This is a genomic window from Planctomycetota bacterium, assembly GCA_039182125.1.
Lineage (GTDB): Bacteria > Planctomycetota > Phycisphaerae > Tepidisphaerales > Tepidisphaeraceae > JBCDCH01.
Genome location: JBCDCH010000003.1, coordinates 65,028 through 88,714 on the forward strand (window position 1 = coordinate 65,028; position 23,687 = coordinate 88,714).

Annotated in this window: 27 protein-coding genes; 11 read left to right on the forward strand and 16 right to left on the reverse strand. The window is 66.2% G+C overall.

Annotated features, from left to right (window positions below; all coding sequences use genetic code 11):
* Nucleotides 1–2: 2 nt before the first annotated feature.
* Entirely contained in the window at nt 3–914 is a 912-nt protein-coding gene (locus AAGD32_01265) for an HD domain-containing phosphohydrolase (protein ID MEM8872861.1), read from the forward strand.
* Here the strand turns inward: AAGD32_01265 and AAGD32_01270 are convergent.
* Genes AAGD32_01270 through AAGD32_01300 form a run of 7 tightly spaced genes read right to left on the reverse strand, consistent with a single transcriptional unit; the run spans nt 911 to nt 6,062 of the window.
* The gene (locus tag AAGD32_01270; GenBank protein ID MEM8872862.1) at nt 911–1,219 is read right to left on the reverse strand and encodes a hypothetical protein; all 309 of its coding nucleotides are present in this window, start codon (nt 1,217–1,219) and stop codon (nt 911–913) included. The two genes, AAGD32_01265 and AAGD32_01270, sit on opposite strands and share 4 nt — an antisense overlap.
* 8 nt (nt 1,220–1,227) lie before the next feature.
* On the reverse strand, nt 1,228–1,635 hold the full coding sequence (locus tag AAGD32_01275) for a hypothetical protein (GenBank protein ID MEM8872863.1): 408 nt from the start codon (nt 1,633–1,635) through the stop codon (nt 1,228–1,230).
* Complete coding sequence (locus tag AAGD32_01280) at nt 1,632–1,952, reverse strand: hypothetical protein (GenBank protein ID MEM8872864.1); 321 nt, start codon at nt 1,950–1,952, stop codon at nt 1,632–1,634. The genes AAGD32_01275 and AAGD32_01280 overlap by 4 nt, the downstream gene beginning before the upstream one ends.
* A complete protein-coding gene (locus tag AAGD32_01285) occupies nt 1,949–3,298 on the reverse strand; it encodes a type II secretion system F family protein (protein ID MEM8872865.1) in 1,350 nt (449 codons plus the stop codon). Before AAGD32_01285 ends, AAGD32_01280 begins: the two co-directional genes overlap by 4 nt.
* Nucleotides 3,295–4,485: a type II secretion system F family protein gene (locus tag AAGD32_01290; GenBank protein ID MEM8872866.1), complete on the reverse strand. Its 1,191-nt coding sequence runs from the start codon at nt 4,483–4,485 to the stop codon at nt 3,295–3,297. Before AAGD32_01290 ends, AAGD32_01285 begins: the two co-directional genes overlap by 4 nt.
* Nucleotides 4,486–4,526: 41 nt before the next feature.
* A complete protein-coding gene (locus AAGD32_01295) occupies nt 4,527–5,543 on the reverse strand; it encodes an ATPase, T2SS/T4P/T4SS family (GenBank protein ID MEM8872867.1) in 1,017 nt (338 codons plus the stop codon).
* A 24-nt stretch (nt 5,544–5,567) separates the two neighbouring features.
* Nucleotides 5,568–6,062, reverse strand: coding sequence for a hypothetical protein (locus tag AAGD32_01300; GenBank protein ID MEM8872868.1), 495 nt, complete (start codon nt 6,060–6,062; stop codon nt 5,568–5,570).
* Between the two features lie 372 nt (nt 6,063–6,434).
* Here AAGD32_01300 and eno point away from each other — a divergent pair, with 372 nt between their 5' ends.
* Entirely contained in the window at nt 6,435–7,736 is a 1,302-nt protein-coding gene (eno, locus tag AAGD32_01305) for a phosphopyruvate hydratase (protein MEM8872869.1), read from the forward strand.
* 120 nt (nt 7,737–7,856) lie between these two features.
* Here the strand turns inward: eno and AAGD32_01310 are convergent, their stop codons facing one another.
* Nucleotides 7,857–8,711 carry a PEP-CTERM sorting domain-containing protein gene (locus AAGD32_01310; protein ID MEM8872870.1) on the reverse strand — a complete coding sequence of 285 codons (855 nt, stop codon included), beginning with the start codon at nt 8,709–8,711 and terminating at the stop codon, nt 7,857–7,859.
* A gap of 161 nt (nt 8,712–8,872) precedes the next feature.
* Here AAGD32_01310 and AAGD32_01315 point away from each other — a divergent pair, with 161 nt between their 5' ends.
* Entirely contained in the window at nt 8,873–9,340 is a 468-nt protein-coding gene (locus AAGD32_01315; GenBank protein ID MEM8872871.1) for a hypothetical protein, read from the forward strand.
* Nucleotides 9,341–9,428: 88 nt separating this feature from the next.
* Here AAGD32_01315 and AAGD32_01320 read toward each other — a convergent pair whose 3' ends face one another.
* Together AAGD32_01320 and AAGD32_01325 are read right to left on the reverse strand one after the other, a co-directional pair.
* Nucleotides 9,429–10,409, reverse strand: a complete 981-nt coding sequence (locus AAGD32_01320; protein ID MEM8872872.1) for a substrate-binding domain-containing protein — start codon at nt 10,407–10,409, stop codon at nt 9,429–9,431.
* Nucleotides 10,406–12,439 carry a hypothetical protein gene (locus AAGD32_01325; GenBank protein MEM8872873.1) on the reverse strand — a complete coding sequence of 678 codons (2,034 nt, stop codon included), beginning with the start codon at nt 12,437–12,439 and terminating at the stop codon, nt 10,406–10,408. Before AAGD32_01325 ends, AAGD32_01320 begins: the two co-directional genes overlap by 4 nt.
* A gap of 119 nt (nt 12,440–12,558) precedes the next feature.
* On the opposite strand from AAGD32_01325, the gene rfaE2 reads away from it, so the two are divergent.
* The gene (gene rfaE2 / locus AAGD32_01330; GenBank protein ID MEM8872874.1) at nt 12,559–14,058 is read left to right on the forward strand and encodes a D-glycero-beta-D-manno-heptose 1-phosphate adenylyltransferase; all 1,500 of its coding nucleotides are present in this window, start codon (nt 12,559–12,561) and stop codon (nt 14,056–14,058) included.
* 38 nt (nt 14,059–14,096) lie between these two features.
* On the opposite strand, the gene AAGD32_01335 is transcribed toward rfaE2, so the two are convergent.
* Nucleotides 14,097–14,606 (reverse strand): hypothetical protein, encoded by a 510-nt coding sequence (locus AAGD32_01335; protein MEM8872875.1) that lies wholly within the window; start codon nt 14,604–14,606, stop codon nt 14,097–14,099.
* A gap of 232 nt (nt 14,607–14,838) precedes the next feature.
* On the opposite strand from AAGD32_01335, the gene AAGD32_01340 reads away from it, so the two are divergent.
* From AAGD32_01340 to AAGD32_01360, 5 genes are read left to right on the forward strand one after another with little or no spacing between them, the layout of a single operon-like run.
* Nucleotides 14,839–15,111, forward strand: coding sequence for a hypothetical protein (locus AAGD32_01340; GenBank protein MEM8872876.1), 273 nt, complete (start codon nt 14,839–14,841; stop codon nt 15,109–15,111).
* A gap of 12 nt (nt 15,112–15,123) precedes the next feature.
* Nucleotides 15,124–15,663 (forward strand): hypothetical protein, encoded by a 540-nt coding sequence (locus AAGD32_01345; protein ID MEM8872877.1) that lies wholly within the window; start codon nt 15,124–15,126, stop codon nt 15,661–15,663.
* Entirely contained in the window at nt 15,641–16,084 is a 444-nt protein-coding gene (locus tag AAGD32_01350; GenBank protein ID MEM8872878.1) for a hypothetical protein, read from the forward strand. Before AAGD32_01345 ends, AAGD32_01350 begins: the two co-directional genes overlap by 23 nt.
* Nucleotides 16,062–16,427, forward strand: coding sequence for an STAS domain-containing protein (locus AAGD32_01355; protein MEM8872879.1), 366 nt, complete (start codon nt 16,062–16,064; stop codon nt 16,425–16,427). Before AAGD32_01350 ends, AAGD32_01355 begins: the two co-directional genes overlap by 23 nt.
* Before the next feature lie 3 nt (nt 16,428–16,430).
* Entirely contained in the window at nt 16,431–16,727 is a 297-nt protein-coding gene (locus tag AAGD32_01360; protein ID MEM8872880.1) for a PilZ domain-containing protein, read from the forward strand.
* Here the strand turns inward: AAGD32_01360 and AAGD32_01365 are convergent.
* The 5 genes from AAGD32_01365 to AAGD32_01385 form a co-directional block, all read right to left on the reverse strand.
* Entirely contained in the window at nt 16,716–17,522 is an 807-nt protein-coding gene (locus AAGD32_01365) for a DUF6036 family nucleotidyltransferase (protein ID MEM8872881.1), read from the reverse strand. The two genes, AAGD32_01360 and AAGD32_01365, sit on opposite strands and share 12 nt — an antisense overlap.
* Nucleotides 17,523–17,590: 68 nt before the next feature.
* The gene (gene clpX, locus AAGD32_01370; protein MEM8872882.1) at nt 17,591–18,982 is read right to left on the reverse strand and encodes an ATP-dependent Clp protease ATP-binding subunit ClpX; all 1,392 of its coding nucleotides are present in this window, start codon (nt 18,980–18,982) and stop codon (nt 17,591–17,593) included.
* A 396-nt stretch (nt 18,983–19,378) separates the two neighbouring features.
* Nucleotides 19,379–19,711: an SHOCT domain-containing protein gene (locus AAGD32_01375; protein MEM8872883.1), complete on the reverse strand. Its 333-nt coding sequence runs from the start codon at nt 19,709–19,711 to the stop codon at nt 19,379–19,381.
* Between the two features lie 57 nt (nt 19,712–19,768).
* Nucleotides 19,769–21,190: a galactokinase family protein gene (locus AAGD32_01380; GenBank protein MEM8872884.1), complete on the reverse strand. Its 1,422-nt coding sequence runs from the start codon at nt 21,188–21,190 to the stop codon at nt 19,769–19,771.
* On the reverse strand, nt 21,190–21,738 hold the full coding sequence (locus tag AAGD32_01385; GenBank protein ID MEM8872885.1) for a hypothetical protein: 549 nt from the start codon (nt 21,736–21,738) through the stop codon (nt 21,190–21,192). The genes AAGD32_01380 and AAGD32_01385 overlap by 1 nt, the downstream gene beginning before the upstream one ends.
* A gap of 63 nt (nt 21,739–21,801) precedes the next feature.
* Between AAGD32_01385 and AAGD32_01390 the strand changes: the two genes are divergently transcribed.
* A complete protein-coding gene (locus AAGD32_01390; protein MEM8872886.1) occupies nt 21,802–22,224 on the forward strand; it encodes a hypothetical protein in 423 nt (140 codons plus the stop codon).
* A 15-nt stretch (nt 22,225–22,239) separates the two neighbouring features.
* On the forward strand, nt 22,240–23,682 hold the full coding sequence (locus AAGD32_01395; GenBank protein MEM8872887.1) for a hypothetical protein: 1,443 nt from the start codon (nt 22,240–22,242) through the stop codon (nt 23,680–23,682).
* The last annotated feature ends 5 nt before the right edge of the window (nt 23,683–23,687 follow it).

A 23,687-nucleotide genomic window follows, 5' to 3' on the forward strand; every position in this document is an offset into this window, starting at 1 on the left:
GGATGCCCGACCTCGCGTCAATCCCGATCCCCGCCGTCCGTCTTGACGACGAGCGTCGGGTGGTCGATGTTAACGAGGCGGCGTGCCTGTTCCGTGGACGCGTGCTCCCTGAACGGGCGGATGTCGAGTTGCCGACCGACGCGGGGCTCGGCGTGTTCCGTTTGCAGGACGCGGGCGATGGCTGGTACCTACTGACCGACGTGACCGACTTTCGCCGGCAGTACGAGGCCATCGCCGAAGTGAGCAATTCGGTATTGAGCAACGCCGAGAGCTTTCGCCACGAAACCAACCTGCTCGGCGACGTGGTCAAGCAACAGACCGTCGATCTGCAAGCGGCGTATGAAGACACCGTCACCATGCTCGCCGTCGCGTCCGAGGCCAAAGATCAAGACACCGGCGAGCACGTCCGCCGCATCCGCCGAACCGTCGAAGCGCTCGCGATCGAACTCGGAGAGGGCAAGGCCGTCGCACGGCGGATCGGCATCGCCTCGGTCTTGCACGACATCGGCAAGATCCATGTTCCTGACGCGGTCCTGAAAAAGCCTGGCAAGCTCGATCAGGACGAACGCCGGATCATCGAACGCCACACCATCGACGGCGAACGCATCCTCGGCGACAATCCGACGTTTGATCTCGCCCGTCGCATCGCGCGGCACCATCATGAAAACTGGGACGGCACCGGTTACCCCGACGGTGTCGCCGGCGAGTCGATCCCGGTCGAGGCGAATCTGACCCATGTCGCCGATGTGTTCGATGCACTGACCAACCGGCGCGTGTACAAGCCCGCGTGGACCAACGACAACGCCGCCGGTGTGATCCGCGAGAGTATCGGGCTGTCGTTCGCCCCCGACGCCGTGGCCGCGTTCGATCGGCTGTGGAAGCGCGGCTTCTTCGAGCCGGACGCCCAGCCTTAATCGCGCTCACCGTGGATCACGGCATGCCGGATCACGCCGTCGATCTCGACTTCCATGACGAGTTGCGTCCGGCCATCTTTCCCGGTGCGGCCCTCGACGGACACGCGTCCGCGTCCGTCGGGTAGTTGCAGTGATTCGCCATTCATCGCGGCGATGAAGAGCAACCGCGCCTGCGCGTCACGGTGAAGTTGCTCGGTGCGTTTGGCGTCGTAGCGGACGTAGCCGATGCCCGCCGCGATCGCGCCGGCGACGATGGTCAGGATCAACACGGCGAGCAGCGTCGCCATGCCGCGTTGTCGGGGCAATCCACGGTTCATCGCGTACCCCGCAATCGCTCGGCGTTGGCCAAGACCAGCACGTCGCCGTCGCCAACGATCAGGCGGATGCCAACGTCGCACGGCTCAAACCGCAAACCGTCCAGGCGCGTGAAGTAGATACGCTCGCCGCGAACGAGTCGTTCACCGTCGATCACCCAGGTTGCGCCGGCGTCGAGTTGGCCGGGCGCGACGCGGAGTGTGCGTGCGGTGCGAATATCATAACTCATCTGAAGCACGGCTTCGTCGAACGCCGTCGCCGCTTCCTGGAGGTCGCGTGACTGTTGCACCATCCGCAGGCTCAGCCGGGTCGCTTGCGCGGCGATGAGCGCGACGACGGCAAAGACAGCGAGAATGAAGAACATCGACAGCAGGCCGATGCCACGCCGGCGTTGCGTGTGTCTCATCGCGGCACCTCCGACAGAGCGGCGACGAGCGAGGCGGACTGTTCATTGACCGTCGCGGTCGCTTCGACCCAGCGCCGCCCATCGCCTGTTTGACCGAGGTCGGCGAACGTCACGCCGGCATCGTCGGGCAACGCCTCGGGTTCGAGTAAGGCCCGCTCGGCAAGCCGCAGCGCGGCACGGCGATCGGCCTGCACTTCGCTCGATCGGTTGATCGCCGTCGCCGCGACGACGATCGTTGCGAGCACCGCGGCGAGAATGAAGACCCCGAGGGCGGCGTCGATTTCAAAGAAGCCACGTTGGCGTTGGACGTTTCTCACGGCATGCCCTCCATGTTCATCACGGTGTCGGCCAGGTCGATGAGCGGCAGGAACATCGCCAGCGCGATCCAGCCGATGAGCGTGGCCAATAGCAGCGTCACCGCCGGCGTGAGCAACGCGGCGGCGAGGTGGGCGAGTCGGTGATGCGTCGCGGCGAAGGTGCGCGCGAGGAACCGGCAGGTGGCGGCGAGGCTCTGGGTTTGCTCGGCGCTGCCGAGGAACTGTGCCATCCGCCCGCCGATGCCGGCCTGGCTTGCCGCGGCCGACCACGGCTGGCCCCGGCGCAACGCGCCTGCCATCTGGTTCACACGGACCCGCAGCGGCCCAGCGATCCCCGGGGCCGCGGCGATTTGCAACGCCTCGGCTGCAGGGCGTCCCAGTTCGATCCCGTCGGCCGTCGCGTCGAGCACGGCCGACCATTGCCGGGCCTTCCACGCACGTCCGACCAACGGCAACCGCCACGCAACCCATTTGAACATCGGCAAGAACAACGCCCGCCGTGGTTCCGATGAACGGATTTCCCGCAGCGTCTGCCCGGTGATCCATGGCAAGATCAGGAGCAACGGCAGGAACAAAACCCAACCGTACGAGTCGACCACGAAGCGGCTTGCCGCGAGCATGGACTTGGTGATGGCCGGCAGCTCCGTACCGAAATCGGCGAACAGTTCCTCATACCTCGGGATGACGAAAATCATCAGCGCCGCCGTGATGATGAGCGTGAAGACGACCACGACCGTTGCGTAGACGGCGAGCATGCGGGCGTTGGGGTCGACGCTCGCGGGCTGGTCGTTGGTGGTATGGTGGATCCGCGCCAGGGCGGCGGCGAGGGTGCCGTTGCGTTCGGCGGCGTCGAGGCGGGCGGCGGTTTCGCCGTCGAGATGGGGTGTGGTGCGATGGACGGCGTGGCCGATCGGTACGCCGGCGGTAATCGCTTCGGCGGCGGTGGTGAGTTGTCGGCGACGCGTGGACGTTTCGCCTTGGGCGGCGGCACGAAGCATCTGCGGGATCGGCAGGTTCAGCCGAACCGCCATCGCGATGTGCCCGAGGATTGCGTCGATACGGCGTTGGCGTAGGCGGCTGAGATTGCTCGCGAGCATGACCGCCGCGAGCAGCAGTAGCGGGCCCGACACCATGAAGATGGTCGCCAGCCCGAGCCCACTCACCCCCAACAGCACGGGCGGTCCGTAAACCAGGCCGAACAGCACGCCCACGCCTGCTCCAAACCACAGAAGCCGAACCCCGATCTCGGCGATCACGCTGCGCTCGCTGCCGGACTCGGCGCGGACCGTGGCCGGTTCGACGTACTCGAGTGTGACGGGTGTTGGCTCGTGGTGCGCGTCGTTCATCCGGCCACCGTCTGGATCAAGGTCAGCAACGGCGCGATTAGCGCGATCATCAGCACGGCGACAACGAGGCTGATGACGCCGAGCATGATCGGCATGAGCACCAACGGCAACCGCTGCACCGACTGCTCGGCGCGACGGCGGTAAAGATCCGAGAGGGTTTGCAGCGTTCGCGGCAGTTCTGCTTGTTGTGCGGCGAGGGCCATGGCGGCGGGCACGGCGGCGGGGAGCGTGCGAACGCGCCCCTCGATGCGGTCCGGCGGCAGACCACGCTCGACGGCGTCGCGGACGAGCTTGGTGTCCCGGCTCAGGCGGGGCGAGTCGATCGCATCGTCGGCCAGCCCCATCGCGGCCGGTAGGTCCAGCCCGCCGCGCGTCCCGACCGCGGCGGCGTTGAGCCACCGCGCGACCAGGCCGTACCGAAACACCGGCCCGATCATCGGTACCCGCATGAGCGTCTGGTCGATCCACATCTGACCCTTGCCGCCGGCGATGAACAGACCGTAAACAATCGGCCAAACCACGAGCAAAACGACCGTTGTCACGAGAACGGCGGGCGTGAGCCGACCGACCGTGAGAACGAACTCGGTGATCACGGGCAGTTGCACGCCGAAGTCGTCGAACACGACCTCGAACTGCGGCAACACCGCCAGCGAGATGAACCCACCGACGACCAGCAACGCGAGCAAGAGCACCACGGGATACGTGAGTGCCCGCCACATTGCACCACGCAACCGGGCGCGCAAGTCGAGATGTTCGCCGAGGCCGAGCAGCACGCCGGGCAGGTCGCCGCTGGCGCTGCCGGCGGCGATGAGTTTGCCGTAGAGCGGGGGGAGTTTGCCGCCGACGGACTTGATCGCTTCCTCGGGCGGCTGGCCGGCTTCGAGCGCGTCGGCCAGCCGGCGGACGGTCGCGGCCTGCCCGGCACGCATGTCGTCAGCGATGAGCCGAAGGCCTTGTTCGAGCGGCAGTCCCGCGCGGGTCAGGTGCAAGAGTTGTTCGTTGAACGCGGCGAGTTCGTCGCCAGTGATCGGCCGGGTGGCCTTGGTCTCGGTCGGGGAAAGTGACTGAACTTGCAGACCGAGTTGGACCAGCGCGGCCTCCGCGGCGGAACCGTCCTCGGCGTTGATGTGCCCCGACAAGCGTCGTCCCGCGGCATCATGCGCGACATACTCGAACGCTGCTCCCATGCCGGCGGTTATACCGACCTGCGGGCGAGGTTGCGAAACCATCAGTCGGCGGGATCGTTTCTGCCAAGAACGAGCACGAGCTCCGCGTCGTCGGTCACGCCCCGCCGAACCAGTTCGGCTCCGGCGGCGTGAAGCGTGGGTAGATCGACCGGTTCCCTCGCCGCCAGTTGGCGCAGCAGGTCGTCGCGGGTGCGAACGAAGGTGGCGACCGGTGTGCGGCCGCGATAGCCGGCGTCGGTCTTGCGCCGCACGAGCCGCTGGCTGAGCACGCCGAAGAGCGTGCCCGTGATCCCGAACGGCTCGACGCCCATTTCCAAGAGCCGACCGACCGCGCCGGCGGCGTCGGCGGCATGGAGTGTCGCGACCAGCCGATGCCCCGAGAGCGCGGCCTGCACCGCGAGCCGGGCCGTCGCGGCATCGCGGATCTCGCCGAGCATCAGCACCTGCGGGTCCTGCCGGAGCATGCTGCGCAGGGCACGTTCGTAAGTGAGCTCGCCGAAGGGCGTGACCTCGATCTGCGTGACGCCGGGTAGTTGGCGTTCGACCGGGTCTTCGAGGCTGACGATCGAAAGCCCGGGCTGGCGTTCGGCGATGTGACCGAGCAACGCGTAGAGCGTGGTGGTCTTGCCGCTGCCGGCCGGGCCGACAACCAGCAGCATGCCGCTGTCGCCGTCTGCGAAGTCGTGCAGGTGGGTAACGGCATTGTCGGGCAAACCGAGTTCACCGAGCGACCGCTCCGCCTCGGGCGTCGGCAGACGCAACACCGCACGCAGCCCCCGGGTGGTCGGCATGACGCTGACGCGTACCGCTTCGTCGCCATGGGTTAGCCGGCCTTCCTGCGGCACGTCCTGGCGGTACGTCAACAGCCCGGCCATCACCATAAGCCGGGCGACGACCGAGCGGCCGTCGCCCGTGGTGAGCGTCGCGTCGGTCGTGAGCAGGCCGTCGATCCGCTTGCGTAGCTCGTACCCATCGGCGACCGGTTCGACATGAACGTCCGACGCACCGGCGGCGTCGCGCAGGAAGTCGTCGACGAACTGAACCGCGTCGAAGTTCATGCCCGAAGCGTAACCGCCATGCGATCACGCGTCGGCGGGTGTTTCGGGGTATTGCCGGACAGCGACGGTGGGGCGGTGGCGCTCGGAGAGGGTTTTGCAAAGATCAACGGCCAAAGCGTAAGCACCCGACGCGCTGGTGTCGGGCAGCAGGGCGACGATCCCGACCCCGCCGACGCGTTGCAGCGGGCCCGAGTCGTCGGCATGGCCGACCAGGTCCGAGAGCCGCATCCGGTCGCGCATCCGCCGGCGGACCTTGCGGGCGCTGGCGGCGGACCGGCAGTAGAGGTGCAGCACCACGAAGGTACCGCCTTTTCGTTGGACCAATGCCGACTCGCGGGCGATGGCGGCGCTCATGCGTTGGGGGCTGAGCAGTTCGCCGGTGGAGAGGCGATTGTCGGGGAAGAGGCTGCGGAGTTTGCCGATCCGCTGGCCGAAGGTGGCGGTGTCGGTGCGGGCGGTCGTGAGTCGGGGCGCGAGCCCCCGGCGTTGGGTGGGCGAGATGGACGGTGAACTGGACATGGCACTGTCTCCCTTGGGGAGGTCCCCAGGCGGGGATACGCATCCTGCGACGTGATGTCGGGCGGGCGTGGGCCACGACCGACGGTGATTCCGTTGTAACTGCAGTTTCCCCCGCCGGCCCGAACGGGTCAGCGGCTTGGCTGCACGGTAGCTTGGCAGATGGACCGGTCGCGCTGCAAGGGAAAAGAAGTCCGATAGTCCATATGTTGAACCTGCGGGATTTGCCCGTGGTCGCCAGCCGTGCTGGCCGTCACAACCCGTCGGTCCGGCCCGCCGGCGCGACGTCCGACAACGTCGCAGCGGGGTCGGCCTCCCTAGCATGCGACCAATTCCTCTCTGAACCCCAACCAACCACCCTTTGGAGCAACCCCGATGAGCGCGATGATCGAACACGTCCAGGCCCGCCAAGTCCTCGACTCCCGTGGCAACCCGACCGTCGAGGTCGACGTGCTGCTGGAGGACGGCAGCCTCGGCCGCGCGGCCGTCCCGTCGGGCGCGTCCACCGGTGAGAACGAAGCCGTCGAGCTCCGCGACGGCGACAAGAACGTCTACCTCGGCAAGGCCGTCACCAAGGCCGTCGACAACGTCAACGACACGATCGCCCCGCAGCTGCTGGGCACGGACGCCCGTGAGCAGGCGGGCATCGACCACCTGATGCTCGAGATCGACGGCACCGAGAACAAGAGCGTGCTGGGCGCCAACGCGGTGCTGGGCGTGAGCCTGGCGGTCGCCAAGGCTGCGGCCGAGTCGAGCGGGCTGCCGCTGTGGCGCTACGTCGGCGGGCCCGGCGCGGTGACGTTGCCGGTGCCGATGCTCAACATCCTCAACGGCGGCAAGCACGCCGACAACACCGTCGACTTCCAGGAGTTCATGATCCAGCCGTGGGGCTTCGACAACTTCGAGGAGGCCCTGCGGGCGGGCGTGGAGATCTACCACGCGCTCAAGAAGGTGCTGGCCAAGCGGAACATGTCCACCGCCGTCGGCGACGAGGGCGGCTTCGCCCCCAACCTCGAGAACAACGAGGACGCGCTCAAGGTCATCGAGGAAGCCACCGACGCCGCGGGGTACAAGTGGGGCGAGCAGATCTTCGTCGCCCTCGACCCGGCCACGTCCGAGCTCTGGAACGAAGCCGAGAAGGACGGCAAGGAAGGTTACAAGTTCTTCAGCTCCACCCAGGAGATCCTCAGCAGCACCGAGATGGCCGACCTGTGGGCCGGCTGGTGCAAGAAGTACCCCATCCGCAGCATCGAGGACGGTCTGGCCGAGAACGACTGGGCCGGCTGGAAAACCCTCACCGACAAGATCGGCGACACCGTCCAACTCGTCGGCGACGACCTGTTCGTCACCAACTCCAAGTTCCTCAAGCGCGGTATCGACGAGGGCTGTGCAAACTCCATCCTCGTCAAGGTCAACCAGATCGGCAGCCTGACCGAAACCCTCGACGCGGTGAACATGGCGATCCGCAACAAGTACACCGCCGTCATGTCCCACCGCAGCGGCGAGACCGAGGACGCCACCATCGCCGACCTCGCCGTCGCCACCAACTGCGGCCAGATCAAAACCGGCGCCCCCGCCCGCAGCGACCGCAACGCCAAGTACAACCAGCTGTTGCGAATCAGCGAACAACTCGACGACGCCGCCGTGTACGGCGGAGCGCTGTGGAACAAAGGTTGAGCTGGAGGCTCGGATCAACCAGCAAGCCCACCGCTTTCGGGCGGTGGGCTTGCTGGTTGCATGGCCCCGTTCATGCCGGCGACGCGAAGCGGCGAGCCGCGATCTTGTGGAATGGCGGCGTTACCGACGACGGCGGCCCAGTGCCAGCAGCGGGATCGCGGCGAGGCCGAGCGTGGCTGGCTCGGGGATGCCTACGACGGTGACGGCGTCGACGATCTGCGAGCCGGTGAACTCGTCGCCGCCTTCCATGAAGAGGGTGACCGTGCCGCTAAGCGTGTTGTAGATCACGAGGTCGTCGCGATTGAAGGTGACGCCGCCGATGGTCATCGTGTCCGAACTGCCACCTTCGGACGCGGCGAAAAGGAGCGTCTCGTCGTTCAGGATGGCGGCCGCGCGTAGGTTGGGCTCCGTGCCGTTGATGAGCGAGCCGTCGAAGGCGAGGCTGGCGGTACCGGCCACGGGGTCGTAGCTGATCAAGTCTTCCTTGCCGTAGTCGACCCCGAACAGCGTCGCGTCGTTGCGTGTGGAGAAGAACACCAAGCCGTTGGGCAGCACGGAGACCGCGTCGATGTTGGGGACGCTGCCGCCTTGTCCGGTCAGACCGACCGCGCTGGCATCGAAGAACAGCGAGGCCGTCCCGGTGGTGCGGTCGAGTTCGATGAGGTCGCTTTCGGTAAAAGCTACGCCGCCGATGGTGTCGCCGGCTTGGGTGGAGACGATCAGGTTGCCGTTGGGCATCTCGTGGGCGGCGATGAGGTTGCGGCTGATGCCGAACTCGTCCTCGAGATCGAAAAGTTGGGCAGCGACATCCGTGAGCGGGTCGTACTGGATGAGGGAGTCGTTCTCGAAGTTGACGCCGCTGAGGCCGGTCGGCGAGGCGGTCGAGAGCGCGATGGTCTGGGCGTGGGCGATCGACGTGGCCGCGAAAACCGTGAAGGCGGCACAGGTGACGAGGGGTCGAAATCGGGCGGGCATGGTCTCTCCTGTGGGTGAAACATCGACTCGGATCGATGAGTTTGCCCAAACAAGTTGGCAATGTCAACCTATTGCGAAGCCATCGCCCTTCGGCGGGCGGTGCCGATGGGGACGAAGGTCCAGCTTCACGCTCCTCGGTCGCGTCGGCCGATAACGACGTAATGCGTGCGGTTGGCAACCTCTGGGCGATCCCCGTGCTTTGTCTCGGTCTTGGGCTGATGGCGTGCGCGGTGCTCGTGCCGGCGGCGGCGGAGACGCGCGACCTCGCCCTGCGGCGTGATGTGCTCCAACAGGACCTGGATCACCTCGACATGCAGGCGGCCCGCAACGCCCAACTGCTCAACCGCATCGGCCAAGACCCGGTACTGGCCCAGCGGCTCGAGCGGCGTCAGCTCAATCGTGTCGAGGAGGGGGCCGAGCAGGTCGCGATCGGGCTGGAGCCATCGCCGTTTGCCAGCACGCCGTTCGCGCTGGTCGCGGTGGAAACGCCGAGCGAGATACCGGTGGCGACGACACGCGGCGGCCGGCTGATGGAGGCGTGCCTGGATGGCCGCGGGCGGTTGGTCGTATTCGGCTTCGCCGGACTCTGCATCGCGACCGGGCTGGTCTGCGGGAGTGTGCGGGAGTGAACCAATGCCCGACGTCGCCATTTGGTGTGACTCGGCAGGTGCGTGCGGTCTTGCCGACCCACGGCTGAAGCCGTGGGCTTTCGGGGGTCTACTCAACCGGTGGGAGTTCGCTTCGGTCGCGGCCTTCGAGGAGGCCGGTGGCACGGGCGATGGCGGGGCGGAGGATTCTGGCGATGTCCTCGTAGCGGACGTCGGTCGTCTGATCGCGTACCGAGGCGATGGTGAAATCGACGTTGGCCAACGCGGCTTCGACTTCGGCGGAGGCGAGATACGCCGCGAGTTTGGCGGCGTCGGTATCGTTCCGGCCGGCGACCAGCGCGACGGTGGTTGGGATGTACAACGTGTCGTTGGGGATGATGGCAGCGATGCCCGTGCGGTGGGCGACGTCATCGTTGTCGGTCAGGGCGTAGGTCGCGACGCCGTCGGCGACGGCCTGGGCGGCGGGGCCGTTGCCGCCAACGAGGGTGATCCCATTGTCCCGCAAGGCGCTGAAGTAAGCGTCGCCGGCGTCTTGGCCGAGCGTGGCGTAGATGAACGCGACGTGTCCGCCGGTGGTCCCGGCCGTGGGTCGGGCGGCGACGACGCCTTCCGCAAATGCAAGGGATGAAAAGTTGGGTTTCTGGGCGATCTGCATCTGATCGGAGATGCCGATGACCCGCGCCCGCAGGCCGTTGCCGACCCAGAAATTTCCGGTGCCTACGAAGCTCGGGTGGATATCGGCGGGGATATCGATCGGGCGGAAAAGGCCGTCCTCGGCGAGGCCGACGGTGTAGAACGGCTCGTTGCCCCACCACACGTCGGCACGGGGTCGGTCGCGCTCGGCACGGAGGCGCTCGGCCAGCCCGACCGATTTGCTTGCCTCGGTGTCGGTGACGAGCTTGACCGCGATGCCCGTGTCAGCCGTGAACCGCTCGACGATCGGTCGAGCGATCGGCTCGTCGACGGAGGTGTAGAGCACCAACTCGTCGGTTGCTTCGTCGCACCCGGCAAGCAGCGCGAGGAGCAACGAGCAGTGAGCGATGAGAATCAGAAAGTGGCGTACAACCGGCCTGTGTTGCTGGGGACTCATTGCTCATCGCTTTCTTCGGTGAGCGAGTTGAAGTAGTTCCGCACGGCGTTTTGTGCTTCGCGGCTGATGCGTTGCTGGTCGACTTCGTCGGTCTGGTTCTTGACGGCCGACTCGGCGACTTCCTTGAGTTGCTGCTTGGCTTCACCGACGAGGGCTTCGGCCTGAACGTAGTAGCTGGCGAGGAGTTGGCCGTCTTCCTGGTTCTCAGAGGGGGAGAACTCCTGCTTGACGCCGAAGGGGGCGGCGACTTTGCCGGGATCGCCGCCCTGCCCTTGGCCGGGTCCGCCACCACCACCGCCTTGCTGGCCTTGGCCGGGTTGGTTCCATTGGCCGCCTTGACCTTGGCCCTGCCCCTGACCGCCTTGCTGGCCTTGGTTGCCCTGGCCTTGTTGGCCGCCTTGGCCGCCGGGCTGACCGCCGGCTTGGGCCATCCCGCCTTGTTGGCCCTGGCCTTGGCCGCCCTGACCTTGTTGGCCTTGCTGTTGGCCCTGCTGACCGTTGCCCTGGGGGCCGTTGGGGTTCTGGTTCGCGGCGGCTTGTGCTTGTTGGGCGGCCTGCTGGGCGGCGCGGACGGCTTGCATGTCCTGCTGGATCGCCTGCATTTGCTGCATCGTCTGCTGCATCTGCTGGGCACCTTGCTGCATGCCTTGTTGGGCCCCTTGTTGTGCGTTGGCCTGTTGTTGGGCACCGCCGGGCTGTTGACCACCTTGCTGGCCCTGTTGTCCTTGCTGAGCTTGGCCCTGCTGGGCGGCTTGCATGGCTTGGGCCATTTGTTGGGCGGCCTGGGCCATCTGGGCGGCTTGCTGCTGGGTATTGGCCTGGGCCTGCATCTGTTGCATGGCCTGCTGAATTTTCTGCTGTTGCTGCTGCGTCGGGCCTTGGCCGTTGTTCATCTGCTGCATGGCTTGTTGGGCCATTTGTTGCAGTTGCTGGGCAGCTTGCTGGTTGCCTTGCGCGGCCTGCTGCATGAGCTGGGCGGCCTGCTGCGCTTGCTGCTGGTTCATGCCCATCTGCTGCAGTTGGTTCTGCATCTGCTGCTGGGCCTGGGGGTTGTTCGCGGCCTGCTGGAGTTGCTGGGCCATCTGCTGCATCTGCTGGGTGGCCTCGGCCTGCTTCTCCGGGGTCATCTCCTGGAAGTCATCGACGAGTTGCTCGATGGCCTCGGTGGCTTTGGAGAAGTCGCCTTCCTTGATCGCGTCGGATGCCTCGCCGACGGGGCCGTCGGCCCCTTCGAGCGGCGGCATGTTGGCGAGCATGCGCTGCTGCTCTCGTGCCTCGGCGAACTTCTGGTTGCCGCGAACCTGCTCGGCCAGCGCGTCCTGCAAACTTTCCAGCGACTGGCTCGCGGTTTGACGGGCCTGCTCGGGTTGGAATGTCGGCGACGCGAGCAACGATTCGAGGTCCGCTTTGGCTTGCTCGACCGACTCGTCAGCCATCACCACCGGCGGGGCCGCGTTGATCGTTTGCAGGGCCCGCTCGACGACCGCCTTGGCTTCGACTTCCGCTTGTTGCTGTTGCGCGAGGACGGCCGGGTCTTCGGCCGGGTTGTTGAACAGGTCGAAGTCGCCGAGAAAGGCGGCCGTCGCACCCATGCCCAGCAGCACGGCCAATGCGAGCCACGCCGAGTTCGGGAACGCCGGGCGGAACTCCTTGCCGAGGTTGACGCCGGTCGCGGTCTGCTCGGCATCCTGCACGGCGGCACGGGCGAACGGATCGCTGTCGTTGCGGAAAGACAACGCCGAGGCGAACTTGGACTTGAGTCCGAGCTTCTCGTCGATCGCCACAGCGGCCTCGTGCTCGGCGGGTCGATTGACGAACGCCCAAATCATCGCCGCGACCAGCGCGAGCACCGCGCCGCCGATGAGCCAGAACATTTCGCCCGGCAGTCGCATGGCAAACACGCGCGCGGCGATGACGTACACCCACAGCGCTCCACCGGCGATCAGTAGCGTGACGGCCGCCCGTTTGAGCAGGTCGCCAAGGAGCATCTGCGTCCGAACCGCTGCGACGTGTTTGTCCAAGCGCGACATATGCTGATGGTATCGGCAAGTGCCGCGAAAGTTACGCGTATTCCGACGGAACCGCGTTGCAGAGCAACGCAGCTTGGCGAATCTCTCCGTACATCACTCCGCATTCATCATTTCCGCCCATGCCCACGCTCATCGACCTCGTCCACAACATGCCCGGCAAGCGGATCGTGCTGGTCGGCGACTTCATGCTCGATCGGTATCTCTACGGCAACGCCAACCGGCTCTCGCCCGAGGCGCCTGTGCCGGTGCTGCACTTTTCGCGGGAGGAGCAGCGGCTCGGCGGGGCGGGATCGGTCGCGGCGGACCTGGCGGCGCTGGGCTGCGGGGTGCATTGCGTCGGCGTGACCGGCACCGATGCGGCCGCGACGGAACTGCGGCGGTTGCTCGAAGATGCCGACGCCAACGCGGACGATCTGGTTCCCGACAGTTCACGCCCGACGACGGCGAAGGTGCGGTTGGTCGGACGCGTGAGCAATCGCCCGGGCCAGATGTTGCGGCTGGACTACGAGGACGCCGGCCCGGTGTCGGCGGACGTGGAGGACGAGATCGTCCGCCGGGCCGAGGGTGCGCTGGCGGACGCCGATGCGCTGTGCCTGGAGGATTATGCGAAAGGCGTGCTGACGCCGGGCGTGTGTCGGCGGCTGATCGAGGCGGCCCGCGCGCTGGGCAAGCCGGTGCTGATCGACCCGGCCTGCGTGGAGGATTTTTCGATCTACCGAGGTGCGACACTGTTGAAGCTCAACCGCGTCGAGACGTGCAAGGCGACCGGCCAGCCATGTGAGACGATCGAGGACTTCGAACGCTCGGCCCGGGACTTGCTGGATCGGCTCGATCTCGAAGCGGTCGTCGTGACCGCCGACAAGGACGGGGCGTATCTCGCGACCAAGGACGGCGTCGCCCGGCACCTCGCGACCAAGGCACGCGACGTGTCGGACGTGACCGGCGCGGGCGACATGATGCTCGCGGGGTTGGCCGCGGCGCGGGCCGCGGGGGCGGACTGGGCATCGGCGACGGCGCTGGCCAACGTCGCGGCGGGGCTGGAAGTGGAGCGGTTCGGCGCGGTGCCGGTGACGCCGCAGGAGATCATCGCCGAGCTGCTCGCCGAAGCCCACGCGGCCGGCGGAAAGGTTCGCGAGCTTGCAACGCTGCTCCCCGAGATCGCCCAGCACAAAGCCGCCGGCAAACGCATCGTCTTCACCAACGGCTGCTTCGACGTGCTCCACCTCGGTCACGTGCAGTACTTCCGCTTCGCCCGCCAGCAGGGCGACGTACTCGTCGTCGGCGTGAACACCGACGCGAGCATCTCCAAGCTCAAGGGCGAGAAGCGCCCCGTCGTGCCTGAGGACGATCGCGTCGGTGTGCTCGAGGAACTGGAGTCGATCGACTATTTGGTGAAGTTCGGCGACGACACGCCGATGCGGCTCATCGAGGCGATCCTGCCGGATGTGCTGGTCAAGGGTGCGGACTATGCCGAGCACGAGGTCGTGGGCCACGAGGTGGTCAAAGCCCACGGCGGCAGCGTCGCGCTGGCCCCGCTGGTCGACGGGCGCAGCACGACGAACCTGATCGCCCGGGTGCTGGATGCGTACGGAAGCGGGCCTGAAAAAGCCCACGCCTAGGGCATGGGCCTTGTTCGGAGTCGCGCTCGGAGACGTTTTTACGGGCGGACGGGCCGGGCGCCTTCGCACTTGGTCGCGGCCTGGGACATGATGGCTTGAGCTTGTCGGCTGGTCGCGGGGGCCCACTCTTCCATGTCGGCGATGTTTTCGGGAAGAGCGATCATTTTGCCGGTGATCTCAAGTTCCATCGTGCCCATCGCCAACTCCGGCGATGCGTCCGGGGCACGAGCGGCCCGCAACGTTTCCTGGGCCTGGGGGGTGTAACCCTCGATGTAACCGATGTACCGCTCGCCGTCCGGACATTCGTAGACGAACGCGCGGAACGCCTTGGCACCGTCCTTGTCGAACGGATAGATCTTGGAAGCCTCATCGGCGAAGAACGTTTGGCCGTCGGTCGTGTAGTAGAACTCCAGGCTGCCGCCACTGAGATCGGGGCGGCCGCTGCACATCAGTTGTCCGGCCACGAAGAGCAGGGCGATACCGATGATCACGATGGTCGCGATCGTGACGATCTTTTCATTCTGGTTGAGCGTTTCGCGAATGCCCACGGGGATCCTCCTGGAGTCACTCGGTCCGTCTCGCGGACGGCCGGTCTTCGCCGGGCGGTCGAATGACTGCCATATCTCGGCGGTTTCCGATCGTATCGCCTTCGGGCCGGCGTCACAATCGGCAACCATTCACGGCGTCGGGTCCGATACGGGCCGGTGTTCGGCCGGATTCGGCGCTGCGGTGGTGACTGGCACCGGATTAGCTTGGGCTGAAACCGACAACGGAAAAGCCATGGAAGACACATTCAACGGACGGCACAGCGATACGACCCCGCCGAACGGCACCGGGCATGGCCCGACACACGACTCGGCCGCCGACGCGATCGACCCCGAGGCGCTACGTGAAGAAGCCGAGCGTCAACTCAACGAAGCGGCCCAGCAGGCCCGGGAAAAGCTCGGGGACCTGCAAAGCGGCATCGAGAACTACATCCGCGAGAAGCCGGTGCAGACACTGCTCGTCGCCGCAGGCGTCGGCCTGCTCGTCGGCACCTTGCTCAAACGCTAGGTCAAGGTGCCCGTGACCGACGATCCAACCCATGGCACGGATGCGTCTTCATCCACGGAGCCGAAAGGTGACGCTGCGCCGGACGCGACCGGTTCGTTCAAGTCGGCGGCCGGCAATCTGGGCGAGATCGGTGCCTACGCCTTGCAGTACGCATCGGCACAGGTCGATCGGACAGTTGCCGCGATTCGGAACGCCGCACTCAGCGTTTTTCTTGGGATCGTTGCCGGGGTGATCGCATTGGCGATCGCGGTGACATCGGCGGCACTTTTGGTCATCGGTTTGGCACAGGGCGTCGCGGCAGCGATCAGCGACGACCCGAGCGTCGGTGCCGCATGGCACGGCAACGTCATCGTCGGCGGCGTGCTCAGTTTGGTGACGGTTCTCGGAGTTTGGCTGGTGTCCAAATGGATCAAGTCCGCCGCGTTCGCCGCCACGGTGCGCCGGTACGAGAGAATGCAACAAGCTCAGCGTGACACGGTCGGCCACACCGCCGGCGAGCGTGCCGCGGAGAAGATCAAGGCAAAAGCGAATGACGATACGAGCCACCACTGAGTCGGAGTTTCTCGCCCAGCGTGCCGCCGAGGCGAAGGCCGGGATCGGTCGGGCCTTCGCGCTCGGCAAGGACAGCGTCAGGCACGCCGTCGATCCCCGACGTCTCGCCCAGGCCCATCCGTTCATGGCGTTGGGTGGAGCCATGGTTGCCGGCATCGCGGCTGTATGGGTGGCGGTTCCGTCGAAGCGACAAAAGGCCAACGATGAGACGGTCAAAGCAAAGCCGCCGCGAAAGTGGCGCAAGCAGCTTTTGCGGGTTGGGTTTCGGTTGGCCAAGCCGATGATCATCCGCACCATCACTACAGCCCTCAGCGGGGCCAAAGGCGGGAATGCCGGGCCAGGGCAACAGGCCGGCACCGCGACCGGGCAATCCCCGACCGAGCCGCTATCATCCGGCGATGCAGCAGCTGGACGCCGATAGCCCCATTGTCAATGACGTCCGCTGGGACGACCCGACCGGCAGCCTGCTGGCCAAGATCGACGGCGAAATCGACTTGCATGTTTCGCCGGGGATGCGTGAGGTCTTGATGGGTTTGGTCGACGGTCGTCCGGTGAAGAAGCTGGTGCTCAATCTCGAGGGCGTGCCCTACATGGACAGCAGCGCGATCGCGGTGCTGGTCGAGTTGCTCCAGAAGTTGCGTGCCAACGAGGGGCGGATTTTCTTGTGCAACCTGCACGAACGCGTGCGGGGTCTGTTGGAGATCGCTCGGCTCGAGACGATCTTCGAGCTCGTGGACAGCGAGCAAAACGCGTTAGGTTCTTGACGCATGGCCTCGGCCGACCGTCGCAAGCAACGCCGCCGTCGCACGAGGATGCCGGGCATTCTGCACTTGTCCCATTGGTCGGGCGAGGTGGCGATGCGGGATGTCTCGCCCGAGGCGGTGGCGTTCACCTGTCCGCAACCGGCAAAACCCGGCGACACCGCCACGCTCAAGATCGGCATCGGCCCCAACCGCCAGGCCGTTCGCCTCATCGTGGTCCGGTGCGACCCGGCCGGTGACACACACATGATCGCCGCCAAGTTCGCCGGCGGGGCCGACGTCGACGACACCTCAGCCAGGTAGGGATTCCTCGCCGGTGAGGATGGCCCACCGATCGGTTGCCCGGGAAGTCAGTTCTTCATTTTCGCGATACGACGCGGTCGATGTTGCAAGCCGGTTACGCAGTCGCTGCTGGTCGATCTTGTCCCAGCACGCCTTGATGTCGGCAAAGTCCTTGTCGCGTCGGGTGAAGAACTTGCCGGTCAACACATCAAGGGGATCGACGATGCGCACACTGAGTTTCCGGAAGACGCCAAGGCTTTGAACGCGATTCGCCCAGCAGTCGGGCAAATAGTGCGAAGCGAAATGCGTCATGCGGATTTTGTACTCGTCGGCAAGTCGATCGAGGAGGTCGTACTCGGTTCGGATGGCTTCGGGAAGTTCGTCGACGACGTCGACATCCTCAGTCGAACGAACCAGGAGCTTCGACAACAGCAGGGCGGATGAGCCGCCCACGGTGATCTGGGTCGGCCGACGAATGCCTCGACCAAGCTCGTCGAGCATTCGGCGAATCATCTGGTTCGGGTCGTGTGCCATGACATGCGTTCGGAGTGAGGGCCAGCCCCCTTCCTCAAAAGTTTCCGCCTGAATGGTCTTGAGTTCGGCACCGTGGGATTCGTGTGCAATCCTCTCGGCAAGGTATCTCTTGCCGAGAACGCGCTCGACCGCGGCGAGTGACTCGTGAATCAGCCAACGCTCGCGGTAATCCGGAGCGTGTCTGGCGGCAGCTGCAGCGACTTCGTACAACTCGCTCGCCACGAGGTGACCCGGCTGCCGCACATAATCCCACAAGTCCGGCTTGTCCGCGGTGGCGGGCATGGTGTGAGTTTACCACGCAAACGCGGCGACCGGGGACGGTCGCTGCGTTGCTCGGTTGGGTTATTGGCTCACGCCGACTTGCGGCGTTTCTGGGCGAAGAGATCGCCGCGGCCCTCGACGATGTCCTCGTCGATGACGTAGGTGCCACCGTCGCCCTTGTCGGGCAACTCGTACATCAGGTCGAGCATGATCTCCTCGCACACCGCACGCAGGGCACGGGCACCGGTCTCCCGCTTGAGCGCCCGCTCGGCGATGATCTGCAGGGCACCGGGCGTGAACTCCAGCTTGCAGCCTTCCATTTCGAAGAAGCGTTCGTACTGCTTGGTGATCGCGTTCTTCGGGGCGGTGAGAATGTTGACCAGCGTGGCCACGTCGAGCGGCGCGAGGGTCGCGACGACGGGGAGTCGGCCGACGAACTCGGGGATCATGCCGAACTCGACCAGGTCATCGGGCTGGACCTGCGCGAGAACATCGCCGGTGGTCTCGGCGGTGTCCTCGATTTCGTTCTCGGTGCCGAAGCCGATCATGCGTCGGCCCAGGCGCTTGCGGATGATGTCGACCAGGCCGACGAACGATCCGCCGCAGATGAACAGGATCTGGCTCGTGTCCATCTGGATGTACTGCTGCTCGGGGTGCTTGCGGCCGCCCTGGGGTGGGATGTTCGCGACGGTCCCTTCGAGCATTTTCAGCAGGGCCTGCTGGACGCCTTCGCCCGAGACGTCGCGGGTGATGCTGACGTTGCCGGAGGTCTTGCCGATCTTGTCGATCTCGTCGAGGTAGATGATGCCGCGCTGGGCGGCGTCGAGGTCGTAGTCGGCGGATTGCAGGAGTCGGAGCAGGATGTTCTCGACGTCTTCGCCGACGTAACCGGCCTCGGTGAGCGTCGTCGCATCGCCGATGGCGAAGGGGACGTTGAGCACGTCGGCCAGCGTCCGGGCCAGCAGGGTCTTGCCGCTGCCGGTGGAGCCGATGAGCAGCACGTTCGACTTGTCGAGCTCGACGCCGGTGTGGGCGGCGTCCGCTTCACCGTCAGCCTTGCCTTCCGCTTCTTCTTCCGCTTGGGCGTCCTTTTGCTGGGCGAGCAGGCGCTTGTAGTGATTGTGGACTGCGACGGACATGCTGCGTTTCGCGCGTTCCTGGCCGACGACGTAAAGGTCGAGATGATTGTTGATCTGCCGCGGGGTCGGGATCGTGTTGAACAACGGCTGGTTGGCCGTGAGCTTGCGCTTCTCCTGGCGGATGATGTTGTGGGCCAGGTCGACGCAGTTGGAACAGATGTAGACGTCGTTAGGCCCTTCGACCATGGGGCCGACATCACGGGAGGACTTGCCGCAGAAGCTGCAAGTCGTCACGCGTCGTCCACGGAATCCACCACCGCCGCCTCCGCCACCGCCGGCTTGCGGAGCGGGCGCGTTGTTGGGGCCATCACCGTTGTTGTTGCCGGATCGATTGGAGGGCATGTCGCGTTACGTCCTTGCGGGTCTGTGGCCTTGGGTGTGTATCCGCCACGAATGTATCAGCATCGAGCGTGTACGTTGCATTGTTCTCGCCGACCAGCCTCGGCCGACGTGGCATCCCCGTTCACGCAGTCCGCTAATCCTGATACGAGCTTGGCAACGGTGGGGTTCCGTTCGGGCTTGCGGGCGGGGGTGCTTTTCTCTTCATCGAACCGCCGGGCGGGTCGACTTGACGGCGGGGCGGACCGATCGACCAGCCGCGCGTCGGCGTCGGCCGGTTTTGGTTGGCATTGCGCCAGTCCAAGACAATAAAAGCAACCCTGGCGGGTCGCAAACGCCATCGACTGCCTTCCAAGCCTGTATGTTATTGGACAGCAAGCCGGCCCCGCAAGCGCACTGTCAGCGCTGCATCAGGTCCAGATTCTTGGGTTTTTCGACCTTCAGGTCGTCGGTGGGCAACTTCTCCTGACCGAGCCTGGCCTTCGCCTCGGCCTCGCGGCGCTCTCGGCGAAGGTGAGCTTCGACGATGTTGGCCTTCATCCGATCGAACTCTTCCTCGCTGATCTCGCCCTTGCGCCGCAGTTCACGCAGCTCGCTAAGCCCGAAACCCACCGGTGCGTCCGGTTGCCGAACCCAGTTGCGTGCGAAGATCACGCCGAAGAACCCGAGTAACGCCAGGACGAACAACCCCGCGAGGGTGAGGAAGATGGTGCCGAAGCCCGCTGCGAGCATGGCCAAATGGTAGGAGATGACTCCAGGAGACGGTCAGGCCCGAAATCCCAAACCCTTTCAGATTTCCCAGCTTCCGGTTTCCCACGCGCCGGCGCTGGTACCGGCGATGAGATCGGGAGTCAGGCCGGTCTGTTTCTCGTACTCGGCCATGAGCTCGGCGAGAGCGTCGTCGGTGTCGGTTTTGCACAGCACGGCGACGGTTCCGCCGCTGCCGCCGCCGGTGATCTTGGCACCGTGGAACCCGGCCGGCTCGTTCTTGCGGACCAGGTCGACCAAGACGTCGCACTCGTCGGCTCCGAGTTGGGCTTTCGTCGTGTAACTGTGGTGCGAAGCATACATGAGGTGCCCGGCCTTGTCGAGGTGGCCGGCACCAAGGAACGCCGCGAACTGCTTCACGCGCCGGGCTTCGAGGACATGGTGATCGCAGGCGGCCTGAACGTGGTAGAAGGTGCCGCGCTTCGGCGTGGTGATCGGGTCGGCCGTGTCACCGTGCTCGTCGAGAAAAGCCCCGCCCTCGACGTGCTCCGGCAGCAGCGGGCGGAAGTGCCGTTTGTAGTCGTCGGGGTCGACGTTGGCGAGATAGCCGCCGGTCGGGTCGGCGATCATTTCCTTGTCGGCCTTGGCGGCCATCTTGCGGATCGCGTCGAGGATCAGCGTGTGACCCATGAACGCGGCCGTGCGGGTCTTGCCGTAAGCACCGCCGCCGACGCTGTGCTTGACGTTGCTGTTGATCCCGACCACGCGGACGCCGTCGGGCAGGGCGAGCGGCTCGAGCAACTCGTGTGGCTGACACACCATGCGCATCAGCTTCCCCGCCTCGCCCATGACGCTGGCCATCTGGTCCATCAATCCGCACGGCGCACCGACGATCTCGTTCTCCACCCGCTGACAAAGCACCGCCACCTGCGGCCCGTCGATCTCCCCTGACTGATCAAGGCCGAACCGGCCAACGAGGTTCATCATCGTCGCGACCTCGACCGCCGCCGAGCTGCTCACGCCCGCGCCGCTGGGCACCGTCGAGTAGAGCGCAAGGTTCAGCCCCGGCACGCTCGCCAGATCGAGCAGGCCCTCGTCTGAGAGGATTTTCAGGCAGCCGATGACGTAACCCGCCCACGCCCGGTTCTCCCCGTGGCCGTCGGGCAGGGATTCGTGCAGCTGCGCCCGCAGTGTCGCGGCATTGGTCGCCGCCAGCGCATCGAGCGGCATTTGGAACTGGAACGGCTTGTGCTCGTCGAGCAGGTTGAGTCCGACGACGCTCACGTTGCGGTCGGTGCGTTCCTGCGTGGCAACGGCGGCCGATTGCTCGATGGGCATCTCGCAGACGAGCGAGCCGGTGTAGTCGGCGATCCCGCCCATGACGTCGAGTCGGCCGGGTGCCCGGCTGACCCGCATCGGCCGCTCGGGCGTGAACATCGCCGACAGTTCCTCACGCACCCGCCGGACCAACGTGGTCGTGGCTTGATCGCTGGCTGGCCCCATCACGGCTCCGGCATCCGCATGGTCGGCGAGTTGGGCGGCATCGCGTCATCGGGGTCGGCCGCGGGTGGTGGTCCGCCGGGATCCCTGTTGTCGAGCACCAGCGTGTCCGAAAGCCGGCGCCCGTCGAGCAGGTTCATCGTCGCCTGCAGAACGATCCGGTTGCCATCGCCGGCCGCGTCCCATTCGAGCTCGAAGTCGTAAGCGCGGAGCGACTTGTTCCAGCGACGTTCCTGTAGGTCGAGCGTGGCGATGGAACCGGTCCAGGGTTCGCCGAGCCGATCGCCGCGTGGGTCGGGGCTGTTGGGCTGGTAAGCGTAGACCTCGAAGATCACGTTGCCCGACGCCTTGACCGGATCGCCGAAGCGGTCGGTGAACTCGACGACGGCGGCGATGCCGTCGATGGCCGGGTCATCCTGAAAATCGGCCGGTCGGGTGAAGATCGGGTGCAACCGGAGCCGCTCGGCGGCGAAGCGGGTGTCGTCGACGGTCGTCGGGCCACGGTTGCCACGGCAACCGACCAGCACCAACATCAGGCAGATCAGGATCATCCTCACAGTTAAATCGTAAGCGGGCGTTCCCGTGTCGCAAATGTCGTCGGCGTAAGGTTCCGCATGCGTGTCGCTGCCTTGCTGTTGCCTTGGTTGATCGTCGGTTCCGTGTTTGCTCAGCCGGCCCGAGAAGTGCGTCTGCCGAACATCGAGCGGCCGTTGGCACGCGATGCCGACCAGGCGCTCGACACGGTCGCGAAACTGCGCCGTGCGGCCACTGGCGTCGAACCGGACGCGCGGGTCGATCTGCGACTGCTGCGGAACTGGCTGCTAAGCGTCGCGGCCAACGCCGAGCCGATGAGCGATGTCCAGGCGACGGCGCTATTGCGGGCCGACGACTTGAGCGTGCTCATCGGGGTCGCCGACGAGGGTGCGTTGGCGAACGACGACGTGTTGCACCGGGCGACGTTCGGCCTGCCCGACACGCCGGACTTGGCCGCGTTGCAAGCGACGCTCGCGCCGGTCGGTGATGCGATCGCGCGATAGTTGAACGTGTCTTCGGTGGTGATCGACCCGCAGCGGGTGAGCGACCTGCGCCGCGGCGGCCTGCCGCCCGTGGCCGATCTCGCCGCCATCGTCGAGCGGCTCAAGGTGTCGGCGGTCCTTCGCCGGCAGATGCAGGCCCTTGCGGAAGCCGCCGCGACGCCGCGTGCTGATCGTCCGACCCAGGTTGATGCGACCGGCGCGCTCGCGCTGGTGGTCGAGTTAGCCGACGGGCTGGAACGGAACAAGGCCGTCGCGGCCGGTGAGCGGGCGGCACTCGAGACGCGGATCGCCGACGGAATCGCGCTGTTCCTCGACCCACGCACCGTCGATGCTGGCGCGGCCCGGCTCTCGGCGATGCGGAATTACCGTGATTTGATCCGCCGCGTCGACACGCTGGCGCTGCCGGAGCAGGAACTCCGGCAACTGTCGAACGTCCTCAAGCTCGCCCGTGGCAAGGACGAGACCGCCGTCGCGATGCTGCGTGGCCTCGATGCCTTCGCCGAAGCACGGGCGGTCGCCGACGGGATCGACGCGGGCCGTCTTCCGGCGAAACTTGCGCGGCAGTTGCAAGGCATGCGGCAGCGCTTTGAACGGCAGCGGCTGGAGGTGCTGCGGACCGCCGGCGAGGTTGGCGGGTCCAGCGTGTTCGACGCGCCACCGACCGCGTTTGCACGGGAAGCGGCCGAGCATCTGGAGATGGCCAACGCCTTGGCCGCACTGGCCGAAGCGAGCGAGGTGATGCCGACGCTCGAAAGGGCCGGCGTTCGGCCGGTCGGCGGGCTCGACCGCGCTGTCACCGGGGCAGCCGTCGCGCTCACCGAACGCTCGGACGAAGCGGCGCTAGGCGTGCTCAACCAGGTTGCCGCGCTCGGAGAGTTGCTCGAGTTGGCCGAGGCGTTCGAGCCGGACGCGGAGTTGGACCGGTTTCTTGGCGGCCGCGTGTCGGCGTCGCGGGACCTGGTCCGGCAGGGCGTGATCGAGTTGGGCGATGAACTTGCCGGCGGCAGCCCGACCAATGCCGACGCGGTTGCGGCCCTGCGAAAGATCGTTGCTCGATGGGACCGGCTTGCCGACGCTGACCTGCACCGCCGGGCGCTCGAACAATCCGGACGGCTTGCGGCGTGGCCGGATTGGCCCGGTGACGCCGAGACGTTGGACCTGATCGTGGAGCCGTCTCGCGCGGCGTTGGCCGCCGCTCTGGTCGATCTGGCTCCGACAGGCGATGCCCGTCTCGTGCAGGTCGATGCCGAATTCGGTCCGATGCTCGCGGCACTGGCCAACGGCGTGGTCGCCGCCGAGGCGGTGGAGGCGACCGATCGCACCGCCGCCGCTGTCGCCGGATTACGAGCACCGGTGACGGATTGGTCTGACCTGCGTCGGCTGCGGGCGCTGGTGCCATACCTCGAAGCGGCAGACGATCAGCAGCGCCCGCTGGTGTTGCGGACATGGCGCGAGTGAGACCG